Annotated in this window: 19 protein-coding genes; 8 read left to right on the top strand and 11 right to left on the bottom strand. The window is 68.7% G+C overall.

Translation table 11 applies throughout. The features are described from left to right. Window positions 1–211 precede the first annotated feature (211 nt). Window positions 212–1,306, top strand: coding sequence for a calcium-binding protein (locus tag BIX52_RS07335; protein WP_075220392.1), 1,095 nt, complete (start codon window positions 212–214; stop codon window positions 1,304–1,306). A gap of 20 nt (window positions 1,307–1,326) precedes the next feature. On the opposite strand, the gene BIX52_RS07330 is transcribed toward BIX52_RS07335, so the two are convergent. From BIX52_RS07330 to BIX52_RS07320, 3 genes are all read right to left on the bottom strand, one after another. After that, the gene (locus tag BIX52_RS07330; protein ID WP_075220391.1) at window positions 1,327–2,469 is read right to left on the bottom strand and encodes a DUF3095 domain-containing protein; all 1,143 of its coding nucleotides are present in this window, start codon (window positions 2,467–2,469) and stop codon (window positions 1,327–1,329) included. A gap of 115 nt (window positions 2,470–2,584) precedes the next feature. Then, the gene (locus tag BIX52_RS07325) at window positions 2,585–2,809 is read right to left on the bottom strand and encodes a hypothetical protein (RefSeq protein WP_075220390.1); all 225 of its coding nucleotides are present in this window, start codon (window positions 2,807–2,809) and stop codon (window positions 2,585–2,587) included. 123 nt (window positions 2,810–2,932) lie between these two features. Beyond that, window positions 2,933–3,421, bottom strand: a complete 489-nt coding sequence (locus tag BIX52_RS07320; protein WP_075220389.1) for a YtoQ family protein — start codon at window positions 3,419–3,421, stop codon at window positions 2,933–2,935. A gap of 193 nt (window positions 3,422–3,614) precedes the next feature. Here BIX52_RS07320 and BIX52_RS07315 point away from each other — a divergent pair, with 193 nt between their 5' ends. Then, a complete protein-coding gene (locus tag BIX52_RS07315; RefSeq protein WP_245803148.1) occupies window positions 3,615–3,923 on the top strand; it encodes a YrhK family protein in 309 nt (102 codons plus the stop codon). A 16-nt stretch (window positions 3,924–3,939) separates the two neighbouring features. On the opposite strand, the gene BIX52_RS07310 is transcribed toward BIX52_RS07315, so the two are convergent. The 3 genes from BIX52_RS07310 to BIX52_RS07300 form a co-directional block, all read right to left on the bottom strand. Further along, on the bottom strand, window positions 3,940–6,015 hold the full coding sequence (locus BIX52_RS07310) for a glycosyltransferase family 2 protein (RefSeq protein ID WP_075220388.1): 2,076 nt from the start codon (window positions 6,013–6,015) through the stop codon (window positions 3,940–3,942). 241 nt (window positions 6,016–6,256) lie between these two features. Then, the gene (gene pyk, locus BIX52_RS07305; protein ID WP_075220387.1) at window positions 6,257–7,687 is read right to left on the bottom strand and encodes a pyruvate kinase; all 1,431 of its coding nucleotides are present in this window, start codon (window positions 7,685–7,687) and stop codon (window positions 6,257–6,259) included. Then, entirely contained in the window at window positions 7,684–8,142 is a 459-nt protein-coding gene (locus BIX52_RS07300; protein ID WP_075220386.1) for a DUF1036 domain-containing protein, read from the bottom strand. The genes pyk and BIX52_RS07300 overlap by 4 nt, the downstream gene beginning before the upstream one ends. A gap of 725 nt (window positions 8,143–8,867) precedes the next feature. On the opposite strand from BIX52_RS07300, the gene BIX52_RS07295 reads away from it, so the two are divergent. After that, the gene (locus BIX52_RS07295; RefSeq protein WP_075220385.1) at window positions 8,868–9,143 is read left to right on the top strand and encodes a DUF2312 domain-containing protein; all 276 of its coding nucleotides are present in this window, start codon (window positions 8,868–8,870) and stop codon (window positions 9,141–9,143) included. Window positions 9,144–9,256: 113 nt separating this feature from the next. Here BIX52_RS07295 and BIX52_RS22800 read toward each other — a convergent pair whose 3' ends face one another. Together BIX52_RS22800 and BIX52_RS07285 are read right to left on the bottom strand one after the other, a co-directional pair. Beyond that, window positions 9,257–11,020 (bottom strand): peptidoglycan L,D-endopeptidase MepK, encoded by a 1,764-nt coding sequence (locus BIX52_RS22800; protein ID WP_075220384.1) that lies wholly within the window; start codon window positions 11,018–11,020, stop codon window positions 9,257–9,259. A gap of 229 nt (window positions 11,021–11,249) precedes the next feature. Further along, entirely contained in the window at window positions 11,250–12,932 is a 1,683-nt protein-coding gene (locus BIX52_RS07285; protein WP_139312731.1) for a L,D-transpeptidase family protein, read from the bottom strand. A 112-nt stretch (window positions 12,933–13,044) separates the two neighbouring features. Between BIX52_RS07285 and BIX52_RS07280 the strand changes: the two genes are divergently transcribed. Next, window positions 13,045–14,907 carry a M3 family oligoendopeptidase gene (locus BIX52_RS07280; protein WP_075220382.1) on the top strand — a complete coding sequence of 621 codons (1,863 nt, stop codon included), beginning with the start codon at window positions 13,045–13,047 and terminating at the stop codon, window positions 14,905–14,907. Between the two features lie 105 nt (window positions 14,908–15,012). Beyond that, a complete protein-coding gene (locus BIX52_RS07275; RefSeq protein ID WP_083660097.1) occupies window positions 15,013–15,921 on the top strand; it encodes a heme-dependent oxidative N-demethylase family protein in 909 nt (302 codons plus the stop codon). Window positions 15,922–15,989: 68 nt separating this feature from the next. Here BIX52_RS07275 and BIX52_RS07270 read toward each other — a convergent pair whose 3' ends face one another. The 3 genes from BIX52_RS07270 to BIX52_RS07260 form a co-directional block, all read right to left on the bottom strand. Then, window positions 15,990–17,423 carry a glycosyltransferase family 39 protein gene (locus BIX52_RS07270; protein WP_075220381.1) on the bottom strand — a complete coding sequence of 478 codons (1,434 nt, stop codon included), beginning with the start codon at window positions 17,421–17,423 and terminating at the stop codon, window positions 15,990–15,992. 145 nt (window positions 17,424–17,568) lie between these two features. Further along, on the bottom strand, window positions 17,569–17,985 hold the full coding sequence (locus BIX52_RS07265) for a hypothetical protein (RefSeq protein ID WP_139312730.1): 417 nt from the start codon (window positions 17,983–17,985) through the stop codon (window positions 17,569–17,571). Window positions 17,986–18,012: 27 nt separating this feature from the next. Next, on the bottom strand, window positions 18,013–19,002 hold the full coding sequence (locus BIX52_RS07260) for a LysR family transcriptional regulator (RefSeq protein WP_075220379.1): 990 nt from the start codon (window positions 19,000–19,002) through the stop codon (window positions 18,013–18,015). A gap of 148 nt (window positions 19,003–19,150) precedes the next feature. Here BIX52_RS07260 and chvE point away from each other — a divergent pair, with 148 nt between their 5' ends. From chvE to mmsB, 3 genes are all read left to right on the top strand, one after another. Then, window positions 19,151–20,227, top strand: a complete 1,077-nt coding sequence (gene chvE / locus BIX52_RS07255) for a multiple monosaccharide ABC transporter substrate-binding protein (protein WP_075220378.1) — start codon at window positions 19,151–19,153, stop codon at window positions 20,225–20,227. A 93-nt stretch (window positions 20,228–20,320) separates the two neighbouring features. Then, on the top strand, window positions 20,321–21,868 hold the full coding sequence (gene mmsA, locus BIX52_RS07250) for a multiple monosaccharide ABC transporter ATP-binding protein (protein WP_075220377.1): 1,548 nt from the start codon (window positions 20,321–20,323) through the stop codon (window positions 21,866–21,868). After that, window positions 21,865–23,091 (top strand): multiple monosaccharide ABC transporter permease, encoded by a 1,227-nt coding sequence (gene mmsB, locus BIX52_RS07245; protein WP_075220376.1) that lies wholly within the window; start codon window positions 21,865–21,867, stop codon window positions 23,089–23,091. The genes mmsA and mmsB overlap by 4 nt, the downstream gene beginning before the upstream one ends. Window positions 23,092–23,108 lie beyond the last annotated feature (17 nt).

Below are 23,108 nucleotides of genomic sequence, written 5' to 3'. Positions count from 1 at the left end.
ACAAAACGCTGGAATCGGCGAAATAGTTTGCGCCGACGAGGTCCTGCGCCGCGGGCCGCGATGACGATCGCGCACCGGTCACCTGAACTTTATGACCACTGCGGCTTTATGGTAAGGACAATTAACGGTAGGTCCATTTGAGGAATGAGGCGCGTGCCGCCGGGCTGCGCGCGATAAGTTGCCGTCTGTCGGCGCTGTGAGGGATGTAGCCATGCCGTTCTTTCGCGGGCGGGACTTTTTCGATTCGCTGATCGGCTCGGACGACGCCGACGTCATGCTGGGCCGCGGCGGCCCGGATTTTCTGCTGGGCGGCGGCGGCGGCGACTTCATCGACGGCGGCGAGGGGAACGACACCATCATCGGCGGCAGCGCCGCGCCGGACGGGTCGGACAACAACTTCGTCGACTATGACGACGACATCATGCTCGGCGGGACGGGTGACGACATCCTCGTCAGCGTCGGCGGGCGGGACTACATCGACGCCGGTTCCGGCGAGGAGGTCGAGGGCGACATCGTCATCGTCAACCGTGCGAGCGGGGCGCGCGGGTTGCGCGTCTTCGGTCAGGACGCGGCGAGCGAGACGCCGGGTTCGCTGGCCGAGTCGCAGTTCATCCGGGTCAGCGACGGCACGCTGGTGCGCAACGTCGAGCAGTTTTCGGTGACCACGACGGCCCAGCGCGACGTGGTCAGCCTCGCCAACATGACGTCCCTCACCCGGACTGAGGTCCACGGCGGGGCGGGCGGCGACCGGATCCTCACCGGCGACAGCTCCGATACGCTCTATGGCGACGACGGCAAGGACTTCATCTCGTCCAGCGGCGGTGACGATTCCGTGTTCGGCGGCGTCGGCTCGGACACGCTGTTGCTCGGCGATGGGGACGACGTGGGCTACGGCGATTCGCAAAACGACATGATCGACGGCGGCGCGGGCAACGACATCCTCTTCGGCGGCACCGGCGACGACACGGTGATGGGCGGCGCAGGTGACGACACGCTGAACGGCGGCACCGAGTACGTCACCACGATGGACGGTGACGCGGACGTTTATATCGGCGGTGACGGGGCGGACACCTTCCGCTTCAACTTCGGCGAGATCGGCGGCGACAGCATCGCCGACTTCGACGCCGCCGAGGGCGACACGATCGAGATCGCCTTCCCCTTCTTCGTCGGGGAGGAGGACATCACGGTCGAGATCGTCGACGCGGGGGCGGGGCTGATCGGCGTGACGGTCGACGACGACACGCGCTACTTCACCGCCTACACCGCCACATTGGACGATATCAGCCTGATCACCTTCGCGCCCTGATCGGGGCGCTGCGCCGGGTGTCAGCCGCCGCGCTTGGCGCGCAGCGAGGCCGCGGCGGCCGCGTAGCCGCCCCCGGCGCCGTCGATGAAGTGGAAGTGCTCGTTGTCCTGGAACGAGGGCACGATGCACGTCATCAGCGCCGCGTCCTGGCGGTGGGTGCCGTAGAGGATGCGGCCCGCGTCCTCCTCCGCGGCGAGCAGCGCCATCACCTCCCCCTCCAGCGCCGGATCGCAATCGGCGATGACGTAGAGCGCGTCGTCGAACTTGCGGTAGTCGGCATTTTCCGCGGCAATGGCGCGGTAGGTCGACGGATTGAAGCGTCCGGCCTTCAGGCGTGAGGTGAACAGCGCCCAGCCCAGCGCGTTGTGCGCGGCCACACCGAGGAGCGCGCGAAGGCGGGCACGGGCGTTGCGGCTCGCCAGCGCCTCCAGCCACAGGCCGCGCGACAAAAGGGCCGGGCGCAAGGTCGTCTCGTCGACGGGGTTGAAGCGGCCGGGGTCTCCCAGCGTGTCGATCACCCGGCGCGTGGCCTCGTGGAATGCGGCCTCGCCCGCGCGGCCGGGCACGACGATCAGCGACACCATGGCGCCGTTGCGCGGGGCGATCGGCTGCCAGCGGCAGGAGAGGCCCGAAAGGTCGGGGCGCGCGCCGGGGGCGGCGGCATCGACATGGTGCCGCCCGGCCTTCATCTCGGCCTCCGCGAAGGCGACACCGCCGCCGTCGAACATCGCGTAGGAGACGTGGGGGGACGGGCGGAAGAGCGCGACGCGCACGTCCCGCCCCGCGGCGCGGACGGCCGCAACGGGGACGATGGCCGCGCGCAAGGTGAGGCCGAGGTCGTCGCGCGCCCAGGCGGCGGTACGGGCGAGCACGTCGCGCGCGCCGGCTTCGTCGGCGGCGGGGAGCGCGAAAACCGACCCGTCGCCGCCGAAGGCGAACGGGAAATGGCGCGTGGCGAAGTGGTTCATGATGCCGGAGATCGCCGCGGACCCGGCGACGTTGACGGCCTTGTACTGCCCCTTGGCGATGGCGCCGGTGGACCGCACCACGTCGGTGAGGCCGAGGAACCAGTCGTCCGGCAGGGGCGCGTAGAGGCCGGGCTCGGAGACGCGGGCGAACTCCGCGAAGGCCGGGAAGGCGTCGATGCGCGATGGCTCAGTCATGAAAGGTCTCCGTCGCGCTTCACCTTATCCTGCAATGATAGGTGAGGGGGCGCGGGCGGAACTTCCAGGGCGCGGCGGATGCGGCGAATTCCCGTGGCGCGGGGCGCCGTCCGGCTCAAGCGGCGGGAAGCGGCGCCGGGAGAGCGACGGCGGGTCCTGCTCCGGCGGGGAGGTCAGCCGACGGCTCGGGCCGGACGAGGATGGTGATGGCGATCACCGCGAAGGCGATGAGAACGAGCTTCCACGCATCCGCCCGACGCTTCAGCCCCGGAAGGCCGAGCGGGCGGATCATGTGGGCGATGATCGCGAGGATGACGATGGTCGAGATGATCTTGGTCATGACGGGGCAGTCCGGCGAGGCGAGGGGTGGGCCGCCGGTGTCGCGCGACGGAGGAAGGGGCGGGCAAGACGGGGCCGAACCCGGCCGCGCCGCGCGGGTCCGTCAGAAGCCGGGCGCGCGTGGTCAGCGTACCACGGAAAGTGTGGGGCTCGGTCGCACCAATTCGCCACGCGTGATGTAGCGCAGGATCGCCACCACCTGCTCGGTCGTCTCGCACACGGCCATGGCCTCGGCGTCGACCTCCTTCAAGGCGTGGGTGTGCTCCTTGGCGTGGAGGACGATGTAGGGGGTACCGAGGGCTGCGGCATATCCGGCGTCGAACGCGGCGTTCCACTGCTTGTACTGGTCGCCGAAGCGGACCACCACGAGGTCGGCCTCGTTGATGAGGGTGCGCGTGCGCATGGCGTTCAACTTGGCGCCCTTGTGGTCCTTCCAGAACGGGTTCTCCTCGGCGCCGAGGATGGTGACGCCGCAATCGTCAGACGCGCTGTGGTCCGTCACAGGGCCGGTCAGGTCGACGGGCAGGTCGTGCTCGTCGATGCCGTCGGCGATCTGGTCGCGCCAGTCGGAATGGATTTCCCCGGCGAGGTAGACGGTGAGTTCGACGTCCATGATCGAGTCCTGTCGCGTTGGTCGTTGGGGGAATGATAGGCGCCGTGGCGGTGATGGCGACACCGGGAGAGCCACTTTTGCCGCGGGGAGACGGCGTGCGGGGCTGCGGCCGGGTGGGGGAGGGGCCGGGGTTGCATCGGGCGGCCCGCTGTCGCACCCCGGTCATGTTCACCGGTGACTTCAGGAGGCTGAGATGGCGACCAAAGCGCACGAACGGCGGCACATGTTCGAGCCGCACTCCAACGAGGGCCTGTCGCACCGCGAGCGGCGGGCCTACGCGGCGTTCGAGATCGCCTACACGCTGGTCGACTTCGGGGCCGCGCTCTGCTTCGTCGTCGGATCGGTGCTGTTCTTCTGGGAGGCGACGATGGTGGCCGGCACATGGGCGTTCCTCGTGGGCTCGGTGCTGTTTGCGGCCAAACCGTCGATCCGGCTGGCGCGGGAGCTGCGCAAGCTCGGCCACGGGCGCACCAGCGAGGTGGCCCGCAAGGCCGCCGACTGAGCGTGGCCGGGCCGCGTCATGGGGACGCGACGCGGCGCGGGCGTGCGGCGACACCGTGCGTCGTCTTGCGCCAGTGGTGCGGCATGCGCACGATATCGTGGATGGCGATCAGCACGGCGGCGCCCATCAGCACCCAGTAGACCGGAAACCAGGCGACGGCGAAGGGGCTGATGGCGCCGCTGCGGCGCCGCTGAATGCTCTGCATGCCGAGGATGAAACTGGTGCCGTAGCCGACGGCGATGGCGAGCGTCTGCAGGCCGCCGAGCCAGATGGACTGGCCGTAGAGCACCGGCTCGCCCAAGAGCAGCAGGCCGAGCTGCAGCACGAAGGCGCAGTGGGCGACCGCCGCCGTGAGCGCGCCGAGGATGAAGACGTGGAACACCAGCGCGTCGGCGAGGCCCGCCTCGCGCACGAAGGCGAGCGGGTGGCGGTTGTGGACGAGCCACGTCTGGATGAAGCCCTTGAACCAGCGCGACCTCTGCTTCAGCCACGCCTGCACGGTGACGGGCGCCTCCTCCCAGGTGTGGCTGTCGATCATCGCGATGCGGTAGCCCTTGCGGCAGAGGCGCACGGCGAGGTCGGCGTCCTCGGTGACGTTGTAGGGGTCCCATCCGCCGGCTTCGATCAGCGCGTCGGTCCGGAAATGGTTGGAGGTGCCGCCGAGCAGCAGCAGCCGGCCCTGCGCCGCCACCATCGGCAAGATGTGGTCGAAGAGGCAGGCATATTCGATGGCGAACATCTTCGTCAGCCAATTGTCGCTGATGTGGTCGATGGTGAGGTGGGCCTGTACGGCGGCGAGGCTCGGCGAGGCGGCGGCGAAGGTCTCGGCGGCGATCCTGAGCTGCTTGGGGTCCGGCCGGTCCTCCGCGTCGAAGATGGTGACGAGGCTGCCGCGCGCCTGGCGCAGGCCCACGTTGAGCGCGCGCGGCTTGGTGCGCGGATGACCCGCCGGAACGAGCGTCATGCGGCAGGTGAGCGCCGCCGCGTCGCGCAGGATGGCGCGCTGGGTGAGCGTATCGTCCGCCTCGACCAGGAACTGGATGTCCAGCTTGTCGGGCGGATAGTCGAGCCGGGTGAGGGCGGTGACGAGGTGCTTGAGGCCGTCGTCCTCCTTGTAGAGCGGGATGAGGATCGAATAGTCCGGCAGCTCGCCTGCGCGGAGGCGGCGGCGCAGCGGGGCACCGCTGACGGAGACCGCCAGCGCCATCGCCCGGCTGGAGGCGTAGAAAATGAGGATGACCGTCATCGCGATGAGGAGGGCGAAGAGGCTGGCGATCGGCTGGGTGAGGAGGGCGAGCAGCAGGACCGCCCCGACCGTGCCGAGCACGGCGGCCTGGGCCGGGGTGATGACGCGGTCGGCAAGGTCACGGTCGGCGACGCCGTGGAGCGGGGTGAGGCGGCCGTAGGACACGGTGGGTCCGTCGCCGCCCAGCGCCTCGACGATGGCTTGGGGCGGCACGATGACCACCTGCCCGGCAAGCTCCGGCTTGGCGGCGATGAGCGCGGCGAGGTGAGGTAGCCAGGTCGGTGCCGGGACGATGGCGACGAAGGGTTTCGTGCCGCGGTAGCCGCGCACAACGATGCCGTCGTCGCTGGTCGTCATGGCGAGGCGCTGGCGCTTGGCGAGTTCGGTGAGGGCGGGGCCGCGCTCGAAGCCGCAGCCGAGCCAGCGGGCCAGCGCGGCGAAATAGTCGACGTCGCGGAAGGGGGGCGGGCTGGTTTCGGCCCGCCGGGCGGCGCGGCGGACGCCGGACGGGCGGTGGCTCTCGCTGGCGAAGGCGGCGTCCAGGCAGTCTTGCGGCTCGGCATCGGCGATGACGGCGGCGATGTCCTCCAGCGGGGTGCGGCGCTGGCGGGCGCCGGGTGTCCGGTTGGCGGCGGCGAGGGCGAAGCAGGCTGCCCGCGGCGACAGGATGGGACTAGGTGTCGGCCGCGGGGGCGGCCGGGACTGCGCCGCGGCACCGTCGGTTGTCTGCGCACCGGCGCTTGTGTCCCCGGGCGCGCCGGCCCTTGTGCCCGCATTGGCGCGGGCGTTCGGCTCCCCCGCGGCACCGGGCTGGGCGGCGAAGAAGGCGGCGAGAGGCGCGTCCAACGGTACCGTCCTGGCGGTCCGGTGGCGGCCGGCGTCGTCTGCGGTTAAGTCGGCCGGATCAGGTGCGGCGGGGAAGGGGCGCCGGTGGGCATCGTCCCGCTGGGCGGGGCGGCGGACGAGGCGCCGGGGCAGGGCGAGTGAGGAACGCATCCGCGGCGGGCTCCCTGTCCGCATGTCGGGACGCCGCAGTAAATCGCGTTTATGACGGTATTTCAATCAGAGATTGAGTTGCGGGTCCGTGTCAGCGTTCGTCCGGCGAGCGGACGAAGGCGAGCTGCAGGAGGTTGGTGACGCCCGGAACGTCCAGCGGGACGCCGGCCACGGCGATCAGCCTGTCGCCGGTGCGCCCCATGTCGAGCTCGACGATGCGCGCGCCCGCCTCGGCGATGAAGTCCTCCAGCTCGCGCGAGGTGGAGGCGCCGACGCAGGTGACGCCCCAGACGATGCCGAGCCGCCGCGCCGTGGCGATCTGCGGGCAAAGCGCCAGGATCTGCGCCGCGGGCCGCTCCCGCGCGACGCGGATCACGGTGGATCCGGACGACGTGTAGGAGGCGATGACTTTGACGCTCAGCGTCTCGGCGATCTGGCGGGCGGCGGCGGCAAGGGCGTCCGCCCCTGTCGCGTCAGGCTCGATCCGCTGGGCGGCGAGGATGGCGGGGTAGGAGTCGTCCGCCTCCACCGAGCGGGCGACGCGGTCCATCGTCGTCACCGCCTCGACCGTGTACTGGCCGGCGGCGGATTCGGCGGACAGCATCACCGCGTCGGCGCCTTCGTAGACGGCGTTGGCGACGTCGGACACCTCGGCGCGGGTGGGCACCGGGGCGGTGATCATCGACTCCAGCATCTGCGTCGCCACGACGACGGGCTTGCCGGCCGCGCGCGAGGCGCGGATGATGCGCTTCTGCAGGATCGGCACCTCGGCGAGAGGCATCTCCACGCCGAGATCGCCGCGGGCAACCATCAGCGCGTCGGACAGCTCGATGATCTCGTCCAGCCGTTCGATCGCCTGGGGCTTCTCGATCTTGGCGAGGATACCGGCGCGGCCGCGGGCGACCTTGCGGGCCTCGGCGAGGTCCTCCGGGCGCTGAATGAAGGAGAGGGCGATCCAGTCGACCTCGGCATCCAGCGCGGCTTCGAGGTCGGAGCGGTCCTTCGGCGTCAGCGCGCCGAGGGCGATCAGCGTGTCGGGGCAGCTGACGCCTTTGCGGTTGGACAGCTTGCCGCCGACGGTGACGACGGTGACGGCCTTATCCGCCGACGCCTCGGTGACCTTGAGGGCGATCTTGCCATCGTCGAGCAGCAGGCGGTGGCCGGGGGCGAGCGCGCGCAGGATCTCCGGATGGGGGAGGTGGACCCGCGTGTCGTCGCCAGGGGACTTGTCGGAGTCGAGGGTGAATGTGGCGCCTTCGGTCAAGGTGACCGGACCGTCGGCGAATGTGCCGACGCGCAGTTTGGGGCCTTGAAGGTCCGCCAGGATGGTGATGGGAGAGCCGACCGCGGTCTCGACCGCTCTGATGCGGGAGACCATTGTGCGCAGGAGCGCATGGTCGGAGTGGCTCATATTGATCCGGAACACGTCGGCTCCGGCCCGGTGGAGAGCTTCGATCTGAGCTTGCTCAGAAGATGCCGGACCTAGAGTGGCGACGACGCGGACCCGCCGCGCCCGGATCATTCGCCGCCGATACCGGCCTTCGGGCGTTCAGTCAGCTGAACGGTCCAAGACAGTCGGTCACCTGTGTCGACTTCGACGAAACCGCGGCGTTCGTAACCGCGTGCTACACAATTGTTGGTGCCTTGGATGGTGAACTCTTTATCCGAGGTGCACATGAAGGCCGTCCCTCCCCAGGCGCCACCCTCTTCATAGTCGAGGGCGTAGAGATAATAATACCTGGACGGGAGAGGGCCGTCGACCACAACCTGACATGACTCAGCGTCGAGGTTCCACCACCCTTCGCTGACCCACTCTTCGTTGTTCCGATAGCCGATGGCGATACCGACTTGGACCGGAGTCTTGTTGCAGAGACGAAGCTCAGCGGAAGCGTCGGTCGTACCGGAGACGATGGCCGCGAAAGTCGTGAGGAGGAAGACGAGCGAGCCCGTCAAGACGCGGCGGGGAAGTCGAAACATCTGCAGCGAGCCGTCCTATTTTTCGTTCATCATAAACTGGTTCGCGGCGCTTGACCGCGGTGTTCATGCGAGCTTGCTCGCGGCTTGTCAATTGCCGGCGCCGAGCGCCAGCTCCGGCGGCCCAAGCGTCTAAGCGTGGGGGTTAAGTGCCCCGAATCACCACCGCAACTGAATCTTACTCGTAGATAGTCCATCAGGCTTTCGTCAGGCTGATATGTCCACAGGGTTCTCTCATTATCCTTGACACATGATTATCGGCAACACTGCAAATTGTTTCTAGGGGCTGACGCGAAATAATCTTCTGAGCCATGATCCATCCTTTGAAGCTGGGCATATAGGGCAGGAAACATTTGTGAACTACCTTGAAAGGCCACAGCCCCAGCGACCGGTCGTGCATCACGAGGCGGAAATATATTTTTGCATTCCACCTATTTTGTGCCCCGCTGTACCATCTTTGCATCGCCATGAAACCCCGCGCGGCCAAAAATCTGGCCGCGCCGGACCCGTCGGCGGTCAGCCCTGCAATGCATGAGCGGGACACGGAAGGGCTTGCCATCCCATCGCGCCGCAAACCCGGCCCGTCGCGGCGTCGAGGACACGCTCGTTAAGATATCCGCAACGTTAACGGGATGAATTGGGCGGACAGTGGGGATGACTCGATCGGCGCAATTGATCGTTAGCCATCTGGCATGAAACTCGATCGCGTCAATTGAGTGGAGGGACTGATGGTCGACGAAGGAGTGGCTGGCGACCAGCTGCGCACGATCGTTGAGCGGATCGAGCGTCTCGAAGAAGAGAAGCAGGGCATCGCCGACGATATCAAGGACGTCTATGCCGAGGCGAAGGCCAACGGCTTCGACACGAAGGTGCTGCGCCAGATCGTGAAACTGCGCAAGCAGGAGCCGAACGAGCGCACCGAGTTCGAGGCGATCCTCGATCTCTACATGGAGGCGCTCGGCATGCGCTTCACCGGCGAGCGCATCGAGCGCGAGGCCGCCTGACAGGGCCGCACGGCCAACGGGGTGCCGCGCCCGGCGGTGCGGCTCCCGAACGATGAAAAGCCCCGCGCATCGCTGTGCGGGGCTTTTTCGTAGGGCTCAGAGGGGCGTGGTGCTCAAGACCTCGGGCTGGCGAACACCGTCACACGGGTTCCGGTGAAGCGGTCGGTGTCGAGCCAGTCGGTGCCGCCTTCGCCGATCGGCTTGGCGGAGCCGAGGAAGCCTTGGGCGAGGAGAACGCCGTCGGCCGCGGCGGTGCGCCGGTCGGGCGCCACCAGATCGGCGAAGTCCTGGCCGGACAGGTCGCTCCGATTGGAAATCAGCACGGGGTCCGCATCGTAGATCGGCGTCATCAGCGCGGCGACGGCGTCACCCGTGAGGCCCTGGGGCGCGGGCTCGGACGGGGCCGCCGCCAGCGTGGCGGCGGGTGCCGCGGCGCCGGTGGCCGGCGCGCCGCCCGTGGGGGCCGCCCTCAACTCCGGCCGCCGCGAAGGTGCGCCGACGTCGGCCGGGCGCGGGATGATCGCGGCGACGGCCGATTGGGGCGAGGCGCTCGTCCCGATGGTGCCCTCGTCGCGCGCATAGCCGAGCGCGGTGGCGGCGGCGCCGAGGCCGTCGTCCGCGGTGCCGCTCGCCTCGCGGGCGGCGATGCCGGCCGGAGCCTCCGCCGGGGTGCGGCGCGGCGCGGGACGCTGCGGCGGCAGCGCGGCGACGATGATCGGGCGATCTTCGACCGGCTCGGCGACCTCCGGGGGAGGGGCCGGGGTCGGCGCGGGCGGCGGCGTCGGCACGGCGGCGGGCGCCGGTGCGGGCTCGGTCGCGACCGCGGTGAGCGGATTGTCCGGCAGGGCGACGGGCTGGACCGAGGGCTGCTCGGCCGGTGTCTCGTCACGCGAGCGGCCGATCAGCCCGCCCAGCGACACGCTGGGAAGCTGGCGGAAGAAGCCGCCGCCTTCGTTGCCGCTGTTGTTGCCGTCGTTGCCGTTGTTGGCCGGACGCGACGGTGCGGCGGGTGCGGGATCGGGACGGCGCACGGCGGCCACTTGGGTCGGGCGGCGCGTCTCGGTCGGGCGGCGGGTGCGCGCGGCGGGCGTGATCGTCTCGTCGTCGCCCTCTTCGTCGGCCCCGCCGGAGCCGCCGCTGAACAGCGCGGCGAAGATGTTGCCGCCGCCACCGCCGCCGTCACGCAGCTTGGTGAGCTTGCCCTCTTTTTCGAGGCGCTGCGCCTCGGCATAGCCGGCGAGCGGCTTGCCGTCGGACGGAAGATGCAGCGTCTTGCCGTCGGGGAAGACGCGGGTGAGCTCGGCGCGCGACATGCGCGGCCAGGCGCGCACGCTGCCGGTGTCCATGTGGACGAAGGGGCTGCCGGAGGTCGGATAATAGCCGACGCCGCCGACCTGCCGCTTCATGCCGGCGGCCCGCAGCTTCGCGAGGTTGGCGCCCTTGATGTAGAAGTCGATCGCCCGGCCGGCCATGTGCTGCGAGGTCTTGGCGACGCCGCGAGAACGGCTGCGAAGCATCGCATTCGTGGCCGGAGAGCGGTAGGCGGAGACGACGTTGATGGTGCCGCCGCCGAATTCCTGCTGCATCTCCCACAGGAGATCGAACAGCTCGGGGTCCATCTTGGTGGCTTCGTTGCGGCGCCAGTCGCGCAGGAAGCGGTTGAGGTCGCGCAGGGCGGAGCCGACATAGCTGCCGTTCCGCTTGTAGACGATCTCGATGCTTTCTCGGGTGTGGGTGAAATAGAGCTTCAGCGTGCGCGCCTGGGCGCTGGCTTCGGACACACCGCCGGTGCCGAGCATCACCGCCGAGAGAATGGCGGCGAGGCCTGCGGATCGCAGGCGCTGCAGGCGCCGCGTGTGATCACCGCATCGTGGCATGGCGGAACTCTGGACTCGTTGGCGTGTCAAGCGGCCGCCCCCTGTCGGACACATCAGGGATACGCCGGAATTCGACGTAGCTGTTCGGAATTAAGACCCAACGCTTGCTGGAGGCTTAACGAATTGCGGCGAACTTCGGAAGAGCCGTTATGTCACCACCTCGCGGTGTGGCCGTTAGAACACAGTTTTTCACCATATGCCGCCCGGCAGCGCATGGCTGTGGACCATTTCAAAGGCCCAGCTTGCGCTGCGTGCGGGCGTCGAATCCGTACACGTCGTCCAGGATCACCAGGCGCCCGGTGTCGGTCACTTCGCGGGTGAAGTAGGCGAGATGGACCGGGATGTGCGTCTCGGTGTTCAGCCACTTCTGGTCGCCGCCGACGAGCCGCTGGATGCCGGGACCGGACAGCTTCGGCTCCCGCGCGAGCAGCGCGGCGGCGAAGTCGAACGGGTCCTCCACCCGCACGCAGCCATGGCTGTAGGCGCGCCGGTCGCGGCTGAAGAGGTGCTTGGACGGCGTGTCGTGCAGGTAGACCGCATGCTCGTTCGGGAACAGGAATTTGACCGAGCCCAGGGCGTTGCCGCGGCCCGGCTTCTCGCGGATGCGCACGCGGCGCAGCGTGTCCTCGTTCCAGTTCACCGTGGCGGGGTTCACCACGCGGCCGTTGAAGACGACCTCGTAGTTGCCGCGGGCCATGTAGCCGGACGGATTGGCGCGGATCCCGCTCAGCATCTCGTTCTTGGCGATCGAGTAGGGGACGTTCCAATAAGGGTTCACGACGACGTGCTCGATCTCGTCGGAGAAGATCGGCGTCGGGTTGGACGGGGTGCCGACGACGACGCGGCCGGTATAGGTCGGCTCGCCCGCGTCGACCACCTGCACACGGTAAGCCGGCACGTTGACGTAGACGTGGTGAAGTCCCAGCCAGCGCGGCATCCACCGCCAGCGCTCCATGTTGGAGATGATCGCGTCCTTGTCGGCGGCGGCGTGCACGCCGTCCAGCACCGCGAGGCTGCGCGGGCCGACGATGCCGTCCGCGCCGAGGCCGTTGTCGCGCTGCCAGGCGGCGACGGCGGTGGCGAGGCTTGCGTCGAACAGCTCGGCCGGGGTGCCGTCGGCGGCCGGGGCGCCGATGCGGGTGCGCAGGACGGCGACGCGCAGGTCATGGACGCCGGTCTTCAGCGCCGGACCTGCGCCGACGACGGGAGGACGCTCCGCACCCTCGTCGATCAGCCTGCGCAGAGCGGTACGAAGCCGCTGATATTGGGCGTGCTGCGGGTGGACGCTCTCCAGCGTCTTGGCGACGTCCTCGGCGCGCGACAGGCGGACGAGGAAGCGCAGCTCCTTCAACTGCGGCGGGTGCATCGTCATGATGCGCGACACGTCGGCCGGCTTGATGCGGCCGGAATGGGCGTGGCGGGCATAGCGCAGGGCCGCCTCGGTGAGCGCCACGTCCTCGCGGGCGCGCTCGGCAATGCTGTCGCCGAACTCCGGAACGGCATAGTCGGCGGGGTCGAGGCCGTCATAGGCCGCCTCGGCGAGCCGGGCGCGCAGGGTCGCGGCCCGCGTCTCGGTCCACACCGGTTCGTACCGGCGCAGGCGGTAGAGTTCGGCGACCGACTTCCACACGTCGGTATCGACCTCGCGGGCGATCGCCACTTCGATGGTGGAGGGCGCAACGGTGGCGGGCGCGGCCATCGCCTCGAAGGTGTCGGCCCCTGGCGCGATGCTGGCCGCGGGAACCGTGGACGGGAGAATTCGCAGCGTGTTGGGCGACAGGCGCGGGATCGGCACCTCGGCGGCGGCGGGACCTGCGGTGAAGGCGGCGGCGAGCGGGAGACCGAGGGACAGCGGAAGAAGCATCGCAAAGGCGAACCGCACGGGTCGCCAGAGAGGGGCCGGACGTGTCATTGCGGGGTGCGCCCTTTCACACTCAAACCGAGGGGCCATCTGAAGTCTGATGAGATAACATCGCGTTCTCCCGTCCGAGAGCGTCATCACGTACCCTTGAAGGCCCGCATTGATGAGTTTGACCGCCACACGCGCATATTTGCCACACGAGACCGCCGAGCGCGGGGCGTCCGGCGCCCCTCTGGAGGGGCTGCCGGAATGGGACCTCGGCGACTTCTATAACGGGCCGGACGATCCTAAGCTTGCCGCCGACATCGCGAGCCTCGGCGAGGATGCCGCCGCGTTCGAGGCGGCCACCAAAGGCCGGCTCGCCGAGACGCTGTCCGGGCCGAAGGGCGGCGCCGCGCTGGCCGCGATGCTGAAGACCTACGAGACGCTGGAGGACCGGGCCGGGCGCATCGCCTCTTTCGCGGGCCTGCTCTACGCGACCGACACCACCAACCCCTTGTACGCCAAGACCTATGGCGACGTGTCGGACAAGCTCACCCGGCTCGCGAGCCACCTTCTCTTCTTCAATCTGGAACTGAACCGGATCGGCGACGAGGTGATGGCCGGCGCGCTCGCCGACCCCCCCGCGGCGCACTACCGGCCTTATATCGAGGACCTGCGCAAGGAGCGGCCGCACCAGTTGTCGGACGAGATCGAGCGCCTCTTTCTCGACAAGTCGGCCTCCTCGCGCACCGCGTGGACGCGGCTGTTCGACGATACCATCGCCAGCCTGCGCGTGGAGCTGGCCGGCAGCGACACGAAGGTGACGCTGGAAGAGGCGCTGAACCGCCTGCTCGACCCCAAGGAGGCGGTGAGGAAGGCGGCCTCCATCGGCATCGGCCAGGCGCTGAAGAGCGAGGAGCGCACCTTCACGCTGATCACCAACACGCTGGCGAAGGACAAGGAAGTGTCCGACCGCTGGCGCGGGTTCGGCGACGTCGCCGCTTCGCGCCACCTCGCCAACCGGGTCGAGACCGAGGTGGTGGACGCGCTGGTGTCGGCCGTCACCTCGGCCTATCCGCGCCTGTCACACCGTTATTATGCGATGAAGGCGAAGTGGTTCGGCAAGGACGCGCTCGACACCTGGGACCGCAACGCCCCGCTGCCGGAGGCGGACGACCGCACCATCTCCTGGGACGACGCGCAGAAGACGGTGATGACCTCGTTCGGCGGCTTCTCGCCGAAGCTCGCCGAGCTGGCGGGGCGCTTCTTCGACAATCCGTGGATCGACGCGCCGGTGCGCCCCGGCAAGGCACCGGGTGCCTTCGCGCATCCGACGGTGCCGTCCGCGCATCCTTACGTGCTCCTGAATTACCAGGGCCGCTCGCGCGATGTGATGACGTTGGCGCACGAGCTGGGCCACGGCGTCCACCAGATCCTCGCCGGGCCGAACGGCGCGCTGATGGCGCCGACGCCGCTCACCTTGGCCGAAACCGCCTCCGTGTTCGGCGAGATGCTGACGTTCCGCCAGCTTCTCGCCGAGGCGCCGGACGCGCGTACCCGCCGGGTGATGCTGGCCTCCAAGGTGGAGGACATGCTGAACACGGTCGTCCGCCAGATCGCCTTCTACGAGTTCGAGCGCCACGTTCACATCGCCCGGCGTGAAGGTGAGCTGACGGCCGAGAAGCTCGGCGAGATCTGGATGCAGGTGTCGCGCGACTCGCTCGGCCCTTCGGTGCGGCTGCAGGACGGGTACGAGATCTTCTGGTCCTACATCCCGCACTTCATCAACGCGCCCTTCTATGTCTACGCCTACGCGTTCGGGGACTGCCTGGTGAACTCGCTCTACGGCGTCTACGAGCGCGAGCCGGCGGGGTTCCAGGACAAGTATTTCGCGCTCCTGTCGGCGGGCGGGACGAAGCACCACTCGGAGCTTCTGGCGCCGTTCGGCCTGGACGCGCGGGACCCCGCCTTCTGGCAGACGGGCCTCGCGGTGATCGAAGGACTGATCGACGAGCTTGCTGCGGCGGACAAGGCCGCGGGCTGACCCCGCCGGCCTCGATACACGAGACGCGAACGGGAAAACCGCCGGCAAGCGCGCCGGCGGTTCCTCCCTTTCGACCCCCTTCCACCGATCCGATTGTGGGCGACGATGGCCAACGCATCCGACCTGACGAGCCACCCAGCCGACATGGAAGAACGAGGCGCGCCGTTGCGGCACACGCCGTGGGCCGACGGCAAGCGGCCCTTCTCGATCGCCATGTCCCCCATCGCCCTGGAGGACTGGCTGGAACTGGACCCGCGGCGCGAGGCGGACCTTACCGAGAAGGCCGCGATCCTGGCGACCGATCCCGCCGCGGTGTGCATCATGCCGGGAACGGACGAGGCGGCCGCGGAGGTGCACGGCCTGATCGGCGGTGATCTGACCCGCCAGGGCGTGCCGCTCTTCCCGGTGGCGCCTCCGGCGGCGCTGGCGGATGGGACACCCCTCGCGGCCTCCCCCCTTGCCGCCGCGGCGATGATGGTGCCGGACGATCTCGTCATCATGCGGCGCGGCGCGGACGCGTGGCACCTCGCGGCGGGGGTGGTCGCCTTTCCCTCGGCGTGGCTTCTGCCTGAAAAGTTCGGCCAGCCGATGGACGCGATCCATCGCTCCGTGCCCGGCTGGGAGGGGCCGATGGCGCGACGTGTCGCCCGGATCTTCGACAATCTCGTGGTGGATCAGCCAGTCTGGCGGCTGAACTGGTCGGTGCAGTTCGGCGGCGGGCTGGCGATCCCGGCCGACAAGCACGTGCGCCCGCCTGCCGAGCGGGTTGCCGACACGCTGGTGCGGGTCGAGCGGCAGACGCTGCGGCGCCTTCGGACCGGCGACCTCCTCTTCACGATCAAGGTGATGGTGGACCCGGTGGAAGCCTTCGCGCGGCATCCGGACGGGCGGCACCTCGCCTGGAGCCTCGCCGATCAGATCGACCGGCTGGACCCCGCCCAACTGGCCTACAAGGGACTTTCGGCGGTGCGCGACACGCTGTCTGCACGGCTGCGGGCGCTCGTCGCGTCATAAGGCGGCGCCGATGTCCCGCGATGCCCCTTCGCCGGATTGACGACGCGCCGATCTCATCCGCGCGGGCTCTAGCAGCGTTCGGACACCGTGGCGCGGACGGTCATCGGCCGGCCCATCTGGTTCTGCATCGGCGCGGTGACGGTGAGGGACTCCAGGGCGCAGAAGCCGGGGCGCGGCGGCACGGGGTCGCCCTCGCCGGGCTCGAGGTCGAGGCCATGAGGGGTCATCGGGGCGTGGCGGTCCTTCTCGACCCAGGCCTGACGCCCGGCGCGCTGGAAGGCGATCGCCATGTTGGCGGCCAGCGACTCGCGCCCCGCGGCGATGGACACCCGGTCTCCCGGAACATGCGGCAGGATCACCGCCGCAAGCACGTCGTAGGGCCGGGCGAAGCGGTGGTTGTCGAACGCCTTCATCGCGCTCATGCCGATGGGGACGGCGAGAAAGATCGCCGCCGCGACGCCGATGATCCGCCACGGCCGCCACGGCGCCAGATGCAGCGCGGCGACCACCGGCAGCGGCATCAGCACCGGCGTCAGATAGCGCTCGTGGACGGACGAGATGTCGGTGGCGAAGATGGCGGCGGCGCTGAGGCCGAGGGCAAGGGCGAGGGTGCGCCACAGGAGCCGGCGCACGGCCCCGGCCGCCTCGTCCAGCGCCGGGGTGCGGCGGCCGTAGCAGAGCGTGAGCGCGGCGACGATGCCGGCGGAGGCGATGAAGGCGACCGCGAGGGAGATGAGGCCGTCCAGCCCGAGCACGGGAACGTCGAACGGGGCGAAGGGGCCGACGCGGTAGAGCTTCTCGATGCGCTCGGTGGAGCTTTGCAGCGCCTGGCTCATCGCCCATACGGCCGGTCCGGCGAGGACGCCGACGATCAGCGGCACCGCCATCGCCCACAGGGAGGCGAGGCGCTGCGTCCAGAAGCGGTCGGTGAGCATGGCGAGCGCCATGGGGATGACGAGGATGAAGATGTTGGCCTTGGCGAGCGCGCCCACCGCCGTCGCGAGACCGATGATGACGAACGCGCTCCAGCGTGGCCCGGTGGCGAGCCGCACGACGCCGTTCACCACGCCCGCCGCCGCCGCCATGACGAGGACGGAGTGGGCGAGGGTATGCGCCGACATCCACGAGATCTGCGGCATGAACGCCATCAGCGCGACGGCGAGAAGGCCGGTGGTGAGGCCGCCGAGGCGCCGCGCCGCGTCGAAGACGAGGAGGTAGGTGGCGGCGAGGAGCACGCCCTTCACCGCGGTGACGGCGATGGCCCAGTGGCCGCCGGACAGCTCCAGCGCGCCGCGGACCAGCCAGTTATAGAGCGGCGGATGGGAGTTGGCGTAGACCAGCCTCAGGTCCACGGCGCCGACAAATTGCGCCTCGTCGATCTCCAGGAACGGCGACAGGCCGAGCCGCACGCCCATGAGAAGGGCGACGTAGAGAAGGATCGCGGCGGCTGCGCACCATGCCCCGGCGGGGGTCGCGCGGCCGGCTGCGGGTGGGTTGTCCATGATGCTCTCCGGTCCGCGGGTGACGAACCGGAATGGAGGGAAAACGTCAACCCGTGGCACCCTGTCAGCCTGCCGACAGGGTGCGCGGCCGTGGGCTGCCGGGAGACGTGACGAGCCGCCCCGGCGGGGGCGGCTCTCGGCGGCCTTAGCGGCACACCTCGCGGTCGCGGATGATGAAGGCCTGGCGGCGCGGGCTCCACACCTCCACCCGCTCGATGTAGCAGCGGCGCGGGCGAGGGGTGGCGAGCGCGCTGCCGATGGCGATCGCCGAGAGGCCGATGGCGATGCCCGCGGCGGTGCCGGCGGCCACACGGCGGCGATGGCGGTAGCCGACGGTCTCCACGGCCGGCGCGCTGTCTTGCATTTGGACAACGGAGGGGGCGGTGAGCGGCGCGGCCTGGGCCGTCCCGGTGGCGGCGATTGCTGTGGTGGCGATGGCGGCAGCCGTGAAAATGGCGACGATGGACTTCATGTTGGCGTTTCCTTCTGGGCTGAGGCGGTGTGTCCCGCCGACATCCAGAAGATCGGGCTGGTCGAGGATTTCGGCAGTGACGCCCGTCACGCTCCCGCCGCTTGGTGCGCGCCGGAGTCAGGCGCGCCGAAATTTGCCGCGGATCAGGTCCAGCACGCGCAGGATTGCCGGGGAGTGCTCCCTGTCCCGCAGGCCGACGAGGGAGAAGGGCGCCACCACCATGTCCTCGGCCACGCCGAGCCGGCGGATGCGCCCGCCGAACGCCTGCTCCGATGCATAAAAATTGGCCGCCGACTGGGCCATGGGCGCAATCGCGTCGGTCTCGCAGACGATGGCGAGGGTCATCAGCATGGACGCCGTCGCCACCACATGCTGCGGCGGACGAAAGCCGCTCTTCATCAGATAATCTTCCATCGTGCGCCGCAGCACCGACCCTTCGGGCTGCATCACCCAGTCGAACGCCAGGCAGTCGGCGATGGTGACGTCGTCCCGCGCCAGAAGAGGGTGGCCGTAACGCAGCACCAGGGCGACCGGCTCGGGCGCGATCTCCTCCAGCGTGAACGGGCGCGGGTCCACACCGTCCGGTACCCTGCCGATGTAGAAGTCGAGGTTCCCGGCGAGTGCGGAATCGGCCAGCTTGTCGCTGGTGCCGACCTCGATGGAGAGCTGGATCTCGGGATAGTCGGCCCTCAGCTGGCGGACCACCGGCAGAACGATCTCCACCGCGGGGCCTGTCACCGAGCCGATGCGCACCGGACCGCGCACGCCGCTGGTGAGGGCTGCAATCTCCTCGTGCGCCTGGTCGAGCCGGTAGAGAACGTCGCGCGCGCGGGCGGCCAGCGCCTCCCCGGCAGGGGTGAGGCTGATGCCGCGCGGATGCCGATCATAAAGCCGCGCCTCGACGGTGCGTTCCAGTTCGGCGAGGAGGCGGGAGGCGGCGGGCTGTGTCATCGCCATCTGCGCCGCCGCGCCGGAGACCTGTCCCGTGTCGCACAGCGCCACCAGGAGGCGGAGTTGCGGCAGGCGCAGGCCACGGCGGATCAGTTCATCGCGCTGCCCCTGCGCGCGTGAGGAGGACGAGAGCGCGAAAGCCGATCGATCAGGCATGAGGGTTATACCGGAAAAGCCATATCTGCGCTCAGATTTCGCATTTGATTGATATAGCGCAAGGGCGCAGGGTCGGCGTGCCGCGCACTGCGGGGACAAGAATGATGAGCCGAGCGGCGAGACACGGCGCCGGCCAGGGAGGAACGACATGAACTTCACCAGGCGCGCTCTGGGCGCGACGGCGCTCGCCCTCACATTGGCGGCCCTTCCCTTTGCCGGTGCCATGGCGCAGGACAAGGGTCTCGTCGGCATCGCCATGCCCACCAAGTCGTCGGCCCGCTGGATCGACGACGGCAACAACATGGTCAAGCAGTTCCAGGAGGCGGGCTACGAGACCGACCTGCAATATGCCGAAGACGACATTCCGAACCAGCTCGCCCAGATCGAGAACATGATCACCAAGGGCGTCAACGTCCTCGTCATCGCGGCGATCGACGGGACGACGCTGACCTCCGCGCTCGCCAACGCGGCGGCGGCGGACATCAAGGTCGTGGCCTATGACCGGCTGATCCGCGATTCCGGCGACGTCGACTATTATGCGACCTTCGACAACTTCAAGGTGGGCGTGCAGCAGGCCAACACGCTGGTGGAGGGGCTGAAGGAGCGTTTCCCGGACGTGAAGCCCTGGAACGTCGAGCTGTTCGGCGGCTCGCCCGACGACAACAACGCCTACTTCTTCTACAACGGCGCGATGAGCGTGTTGCAGCCGATGATCGACAGCGGCGACATCGCCATCCCCTCCGGCCAGATGGGCATGGACACGGTCGGCACCTTGCGCTGGGACGGTTCGGTCGCCCAGGCGCGCATGGATAACCTCCTCAGCGCCAACTATACCGACGCGAAGGTCCATGGCGTCCTGTCGCCTTATGACGGCCTCTCCATCGGCATCATCTCCTCGTTGACCGGCGTCGGCTACGGTTCGGGCGACATGCCGATGCCGATCATCACCGGCCAGGATGCCGAGGTGCCGTCCGTCAAGGCGATCCTGCGCGGCGACCAATATTCGACCATCTTCAAGGATACGCGCGAGCTCGCCCGCGTCACCGTCGGTATGGTCGATGCGCTGCTGGAAGGCTCCGAACCCGAGATCAACGACACCGAGACCTACGACAACGGCGTGAAGGTGGTTCCTTCCTACCTGCTGGAGCCGCTGCCGGTGACCGCGGCCAACTGGGAAGAGCGGCTCGTGGACAGCGGCTACTACGAGAAGAGCCAGATCGAATAATCGAACCTCCCTGCCGGCACGCCCATGCGCGGAGCCGGCCCCTTCGCCCGCCGGGTGCCATTGCGCCGCCGGCGGGCGCTTTTGGAGGGACTGATGTCCGTCATTCTGGAGATGCGCGGGATCACCAAGGAATTTCCGGGTGTGAAGGCGCTGAACGACGTCACCCTGTCGGTTGCGGAGGGCGAGATTCATGCCCTCGTCGGCGAGAACGGCGCCGGTAAATCGACGCTGATGAAGGTGCTGTCCGGCGTCTACCCCGCGGGCAGCTACACCGGCGACATCGTCTATGACGGTGAGGTCCGCCATTTCCGCAAGATCCGCGATACGGAAGACGTCGGCATCATCATCATCCACCAGGAGCTGGCGCTGATCCCGCTTCTGTCTGTGGCGGAGAACATCTTCCTCGGCAACGAGAGGGCGCGCCGCGGCATCATCGACTGGCGCGAGACGCACGACCGCGCGGCCGAGCTGATGGCCCGCGTCGGCCTGAAGGAGAACGCAGAGACGCTGGTGGACGATCTGGGCCTCGGCAAGCAGCAACTGGTCGAGATCGCCAAGGCGCTGTCGAAGAACGTGCGGCTTCTGATCCTCGACGAACCGACCTCGTCGCTCAACGAGACGGACTCCGAAAAGCTCCTCGGCCTGCTGCTCGACTTCAAGGCGAAGGGGATCACCTCGATCCTCATCTCCCACAAGCTGAACGAGATTTCCAAGGTGGCCGACACCATCACCGTGCTGCGCGACGGCGCGGCGGTGGCGCGGATGGACTGCCGCCGGGCCGAGCCGGGCGGCGGTGTCGACGAGGACGACATCATCCGCAACATGGTCGGCCGGTCGCTGGAGGACCGCTATCCGCCGAAGGGCGATCGGGTGCCCGGCGAGGTGGCGATGGAGGTCCGCAATTGGACCGTTCACCACCCGCTCCATTCCGAGCGGCGCGTTGTGGACCACGTGTCCTTCCACGTGCGCCATGGCGAGGTGCTGGGGATCGCCGGGCTGATGGGGGCGGGGCGGACTGAGCTTGCCATGAGCCTGTTCGGCCGCTCCTACGGGCGCGACATCTCCGGCACCGTCGCCATCAACGGTGCCCCGGCGGACCTCTCCACCGTGCGCGCCGCAATCAACGCCGGCCTCGCCTACGCCACGGAGGACCGCAAGACCTTCGGCCTGGTGCTGGACGACACCATCCGCCGCAACGTTCCTCTCGCCGACCTTGAGGCGATCGCCGATCGCGGAATCGTCGACACCCACCGCGAGGGGGAGGTGGCGGAGACCTATCGCGGGCGGCTCTCCATCAAATCCTCGTCGATCGAGCAGCGGACGGTGAACCTGTCGGGCGGCAACCAGCAGAAGGTGGTGCTGTCGAAGTGGCTGTTCGCCGACCCGGACATCCTCATCCTCGACGAGCCCACGCGCGGCATCGACGTCGGCGCGAAGTTCGAGATCTACACCGTCATTCAAAGCCTTGCCGCGGCCGGCAAGGCGGTCATCGTCATCTCCTCCGAGTTGCCTGAGCTCCTCGGCATCACCGACCGTCTCTACGTGATGAACGAAGGGCGCTTCGTCGGCGAGATGCCGACCGCGGAGGCGAGCCAGGAGAAGATCATGGCCACCATCATCCGTTCCGGAGAGCGCGTATGACCGAGACCACCGCCCCCGCGAGCCTCGGCGCGAAGCCGGGCGGCTCCATGGGCGCCTTCCTGAAGCGCCATGTGCGCGAATACGGCATCCTCATCGCGCTCGTCGTCATCGTCGCCTTCTTTCAGGTGGCGACGGACGGGATCATGCTGCGCCCGGTCAACCTGACCAACATCATCCTGCAGAACTCGTACATCGTCATCATGGCGGTGGGCATGCTGCTCGTCATCGTATCCGGCCACATCGACCTGTCGGTGGGGTCGGTGCTCGGCTTCGTCGGCGCGCTGGCGGCGGTGATGATCGTCGAGGCGGGGCTGCCGTGGCCGGTGGTGGCGGTCGTGTGCCTGGCGGTGGGCGCGCTCATCGGCGCCGCGCAAGGCTTCTGGGTGGCCTACTTCAAGATCCCGTCCTTCATCGTCACGCTCGCCGGCATGCTGGTCTTCAAGGGGCTGACCTTGTGGCTCCTGGCGGGACAGTCGGTCGGCCCCTTCCCGCCGGAGTTCCGGCTGATCGCCTCGGGCTTCGTGCCGGATGTCCTGTCCGACGGCACGCTCGACATGCTCGGCGCCACCAAGATCAACCTCTTCTCCCTCGTGGCGGGGACCGCGGTGGCCGCCCTCATCGCCGTGATGGCGGTGCGCGGGCGGATGGCCCAGGCGCGCACCGGGGCGGTGGACGAGCCCTTCGCCTTCTTCATCATGCGGGTGGCGCTGATTTCGGGCGCGCTCGTCTACATGTCGTGGCTGATGGCGGACTTCCGGGGTCTTCCCAACGTCTTCATCGTCATGGCGCTCCTCATCGCCGTCTACTCCTTCGTGACCAGCCGGACGACCTTCGGGCGGCGGATCTACGCGGTCGGCGGCAACGAGAAGGCGGCGACGCTGTCGGGCATCAACTCCAAGCGCCTCGTCTTCCTCACCTTCGCCAACATGGGCATGCTGGCGGCGCTGGCGGGCCTCGTCTTCGCGGCGCGGCTCAACACGGCGACCCCCAAGGCGGGCGCCGCGTTCGAGCTGGACGTGATCGCGGCGGTGTTCATCGGCGGCGCATCGATGGCGGGCGGCGTCGGCACCATCGTCGGCGCCGTCGTGGGCGCCTTCATCATGGGGGTCATGAACAACGGCATGTCGATCCTGGGGATCGGCATCGACTACCAGCAGGTCATCAAGGGGCTCGTTCTCCTGGCGGCCGTGATCTTCGACGTTCTCAACAAACAGAAGGGCTGACCCCTCAAAGGGCGGGG

Origin of the sequence: Acuticoccus yangtzensis (assembly GCF_001927245.1) — a bacterium.
In the GTDB taxonomy this organism is placed as follows: Bacteria; Pseudomonadota; Alphaproteobacteria; order Rhizobiales; family Amorphaceae; genus Acuticoccus; species Acuticoccus yangtzensis.
This window is presented reverse-complemented; position numbering and strand designations above follow the sequence as displayed.

What these genes read in the sequence shown, in the direction of transcription:
- BIX52_RS07285 (WP_139312731.1), bottom strand. Translation starts at nt 12,932, where the DNA reads ATGACACGTCCGGCCCCTCTCTGGCGACCCGTGCGGTTCGCCTTTGCG.
- BIX52_RS07325 (WP_075220390.1), bottom strand. Translation starts at nt 2,809, where the DNA reads ATGACCAAGATCATCTCGACCATCGTCATCCTCGCGATCATCGCCCAC.
- BIX52_RS07270 (WP_075220381.1), bottom strand. Translation starts at nt 17,423, where the DNA reads ATGGACAACCCACCCGCAGCCGGCCGCGCGACCCCCGCCGGGGCATGG.
- BIX52_RS07320 (WP_075220389.1), bottom strand. Translation starts at nt 3,421, where the DNA reads ATGGACGTCGAACTCACCGTCTACCTCGCCGGGGAAATCCATTCCGAC.
- BIX52_RS22800 (WP_075220384.1), bottom strand. Translation starts at nt 11,020, where the DNA reads ATGCCACGATGCGGTGATCACACGCGGCGCCTGCAGCGCCTGCGATCC.
- BIX52_RS07315 (WP_245803148.1), top strand. Translation starts at nt 3,615, where the DNA reads ATGGCGACCAAAGCGCACGAACGGCGGCACATGTTCGAGCCGCACTCC.
- BIX52_RS07275 (WP_083660097.1), top strand. Translation starts at nt 15,013, where the DNA reads ATGGCCAACGCATCCGACCTGACGAGCCACCCAGCCGACATGGAAGAA.
- mmsA (WP_075220377.1), top strand. Translation starts at nt 20,321, where the DNA reads ATGTCCGTCATTCTGGAGATGCGCGGGATCACCAAGGAATTTCCGGGT.
- BIX52_RS07260 (WP_075220379.1), bottom strand. Translation starts at nt 19,002, where the DNA reads ATGCCTGATCGATCGGCTTTCGCGCTCTCGTCCTCCTCACGCGCGCAG.
- BIX52_RS07330 (WP_075220391.1), bottom strand. Translation starts at nt 2,469, where the DNA reads ATGACTGAGCCATCGCGCATCGACGCCTTCCCGGCCTTCGCGGAGTTC.
- chvE (WP_075220378.1), top strand. Translation starts at nt 19,151, where the DNA reads ATGAACTTCACCAGGCGCGCTCTGGGCGCGACGGCGCTCGCCCTCACA.
- pyk (WP_075220387.1), bottom strand. Translation starts at nt 7,687, where the DNA reads ATGATCCGGGCGCGGCGGGTCCGCGTCGTCGCCACTCTAGGTCCGGCA.
- mmsB (WP_075220376.1), top strand. Translation starts at nt 21,865, where the DNA reads ATGACCGAGACCACCGCCCCCGCGAGCCTCGGCGCGAAGCCGGGCGGC.
- BIX52_RS07295 (WP_075220385.1), top strand. Translation starts at nt 8,868, where the DNA reads ATGGTCGACGAAGGAGTGGCTGGCGACCAGCTGCGCACGATCGTTGAG.
- BIX52_RS07300 (WP_075220386.1), bottom strand. Translation starts at nt 8,142, where the DNA reads ATGTTTCGACTTCCCCGCCGCGTCTTGACGGGCTCGCTCGTCTTCCTC.
- BIX52_RS07280 (WP_075220382.1), top strand. Translation starts at nt 13,045, where the DNA reads ATGAGTTTGACCGCCACACGCGCATATTTGCCACACGAGACCGCCGAG.
- BIX52_RS07335 (WP_075220392.1), top strand. Translation starts at nt 212, where the DNA reads ATGCCGTTCTTTCGCGGGCGGGACTTTTTCGATTCGCTGATCGGCTCG.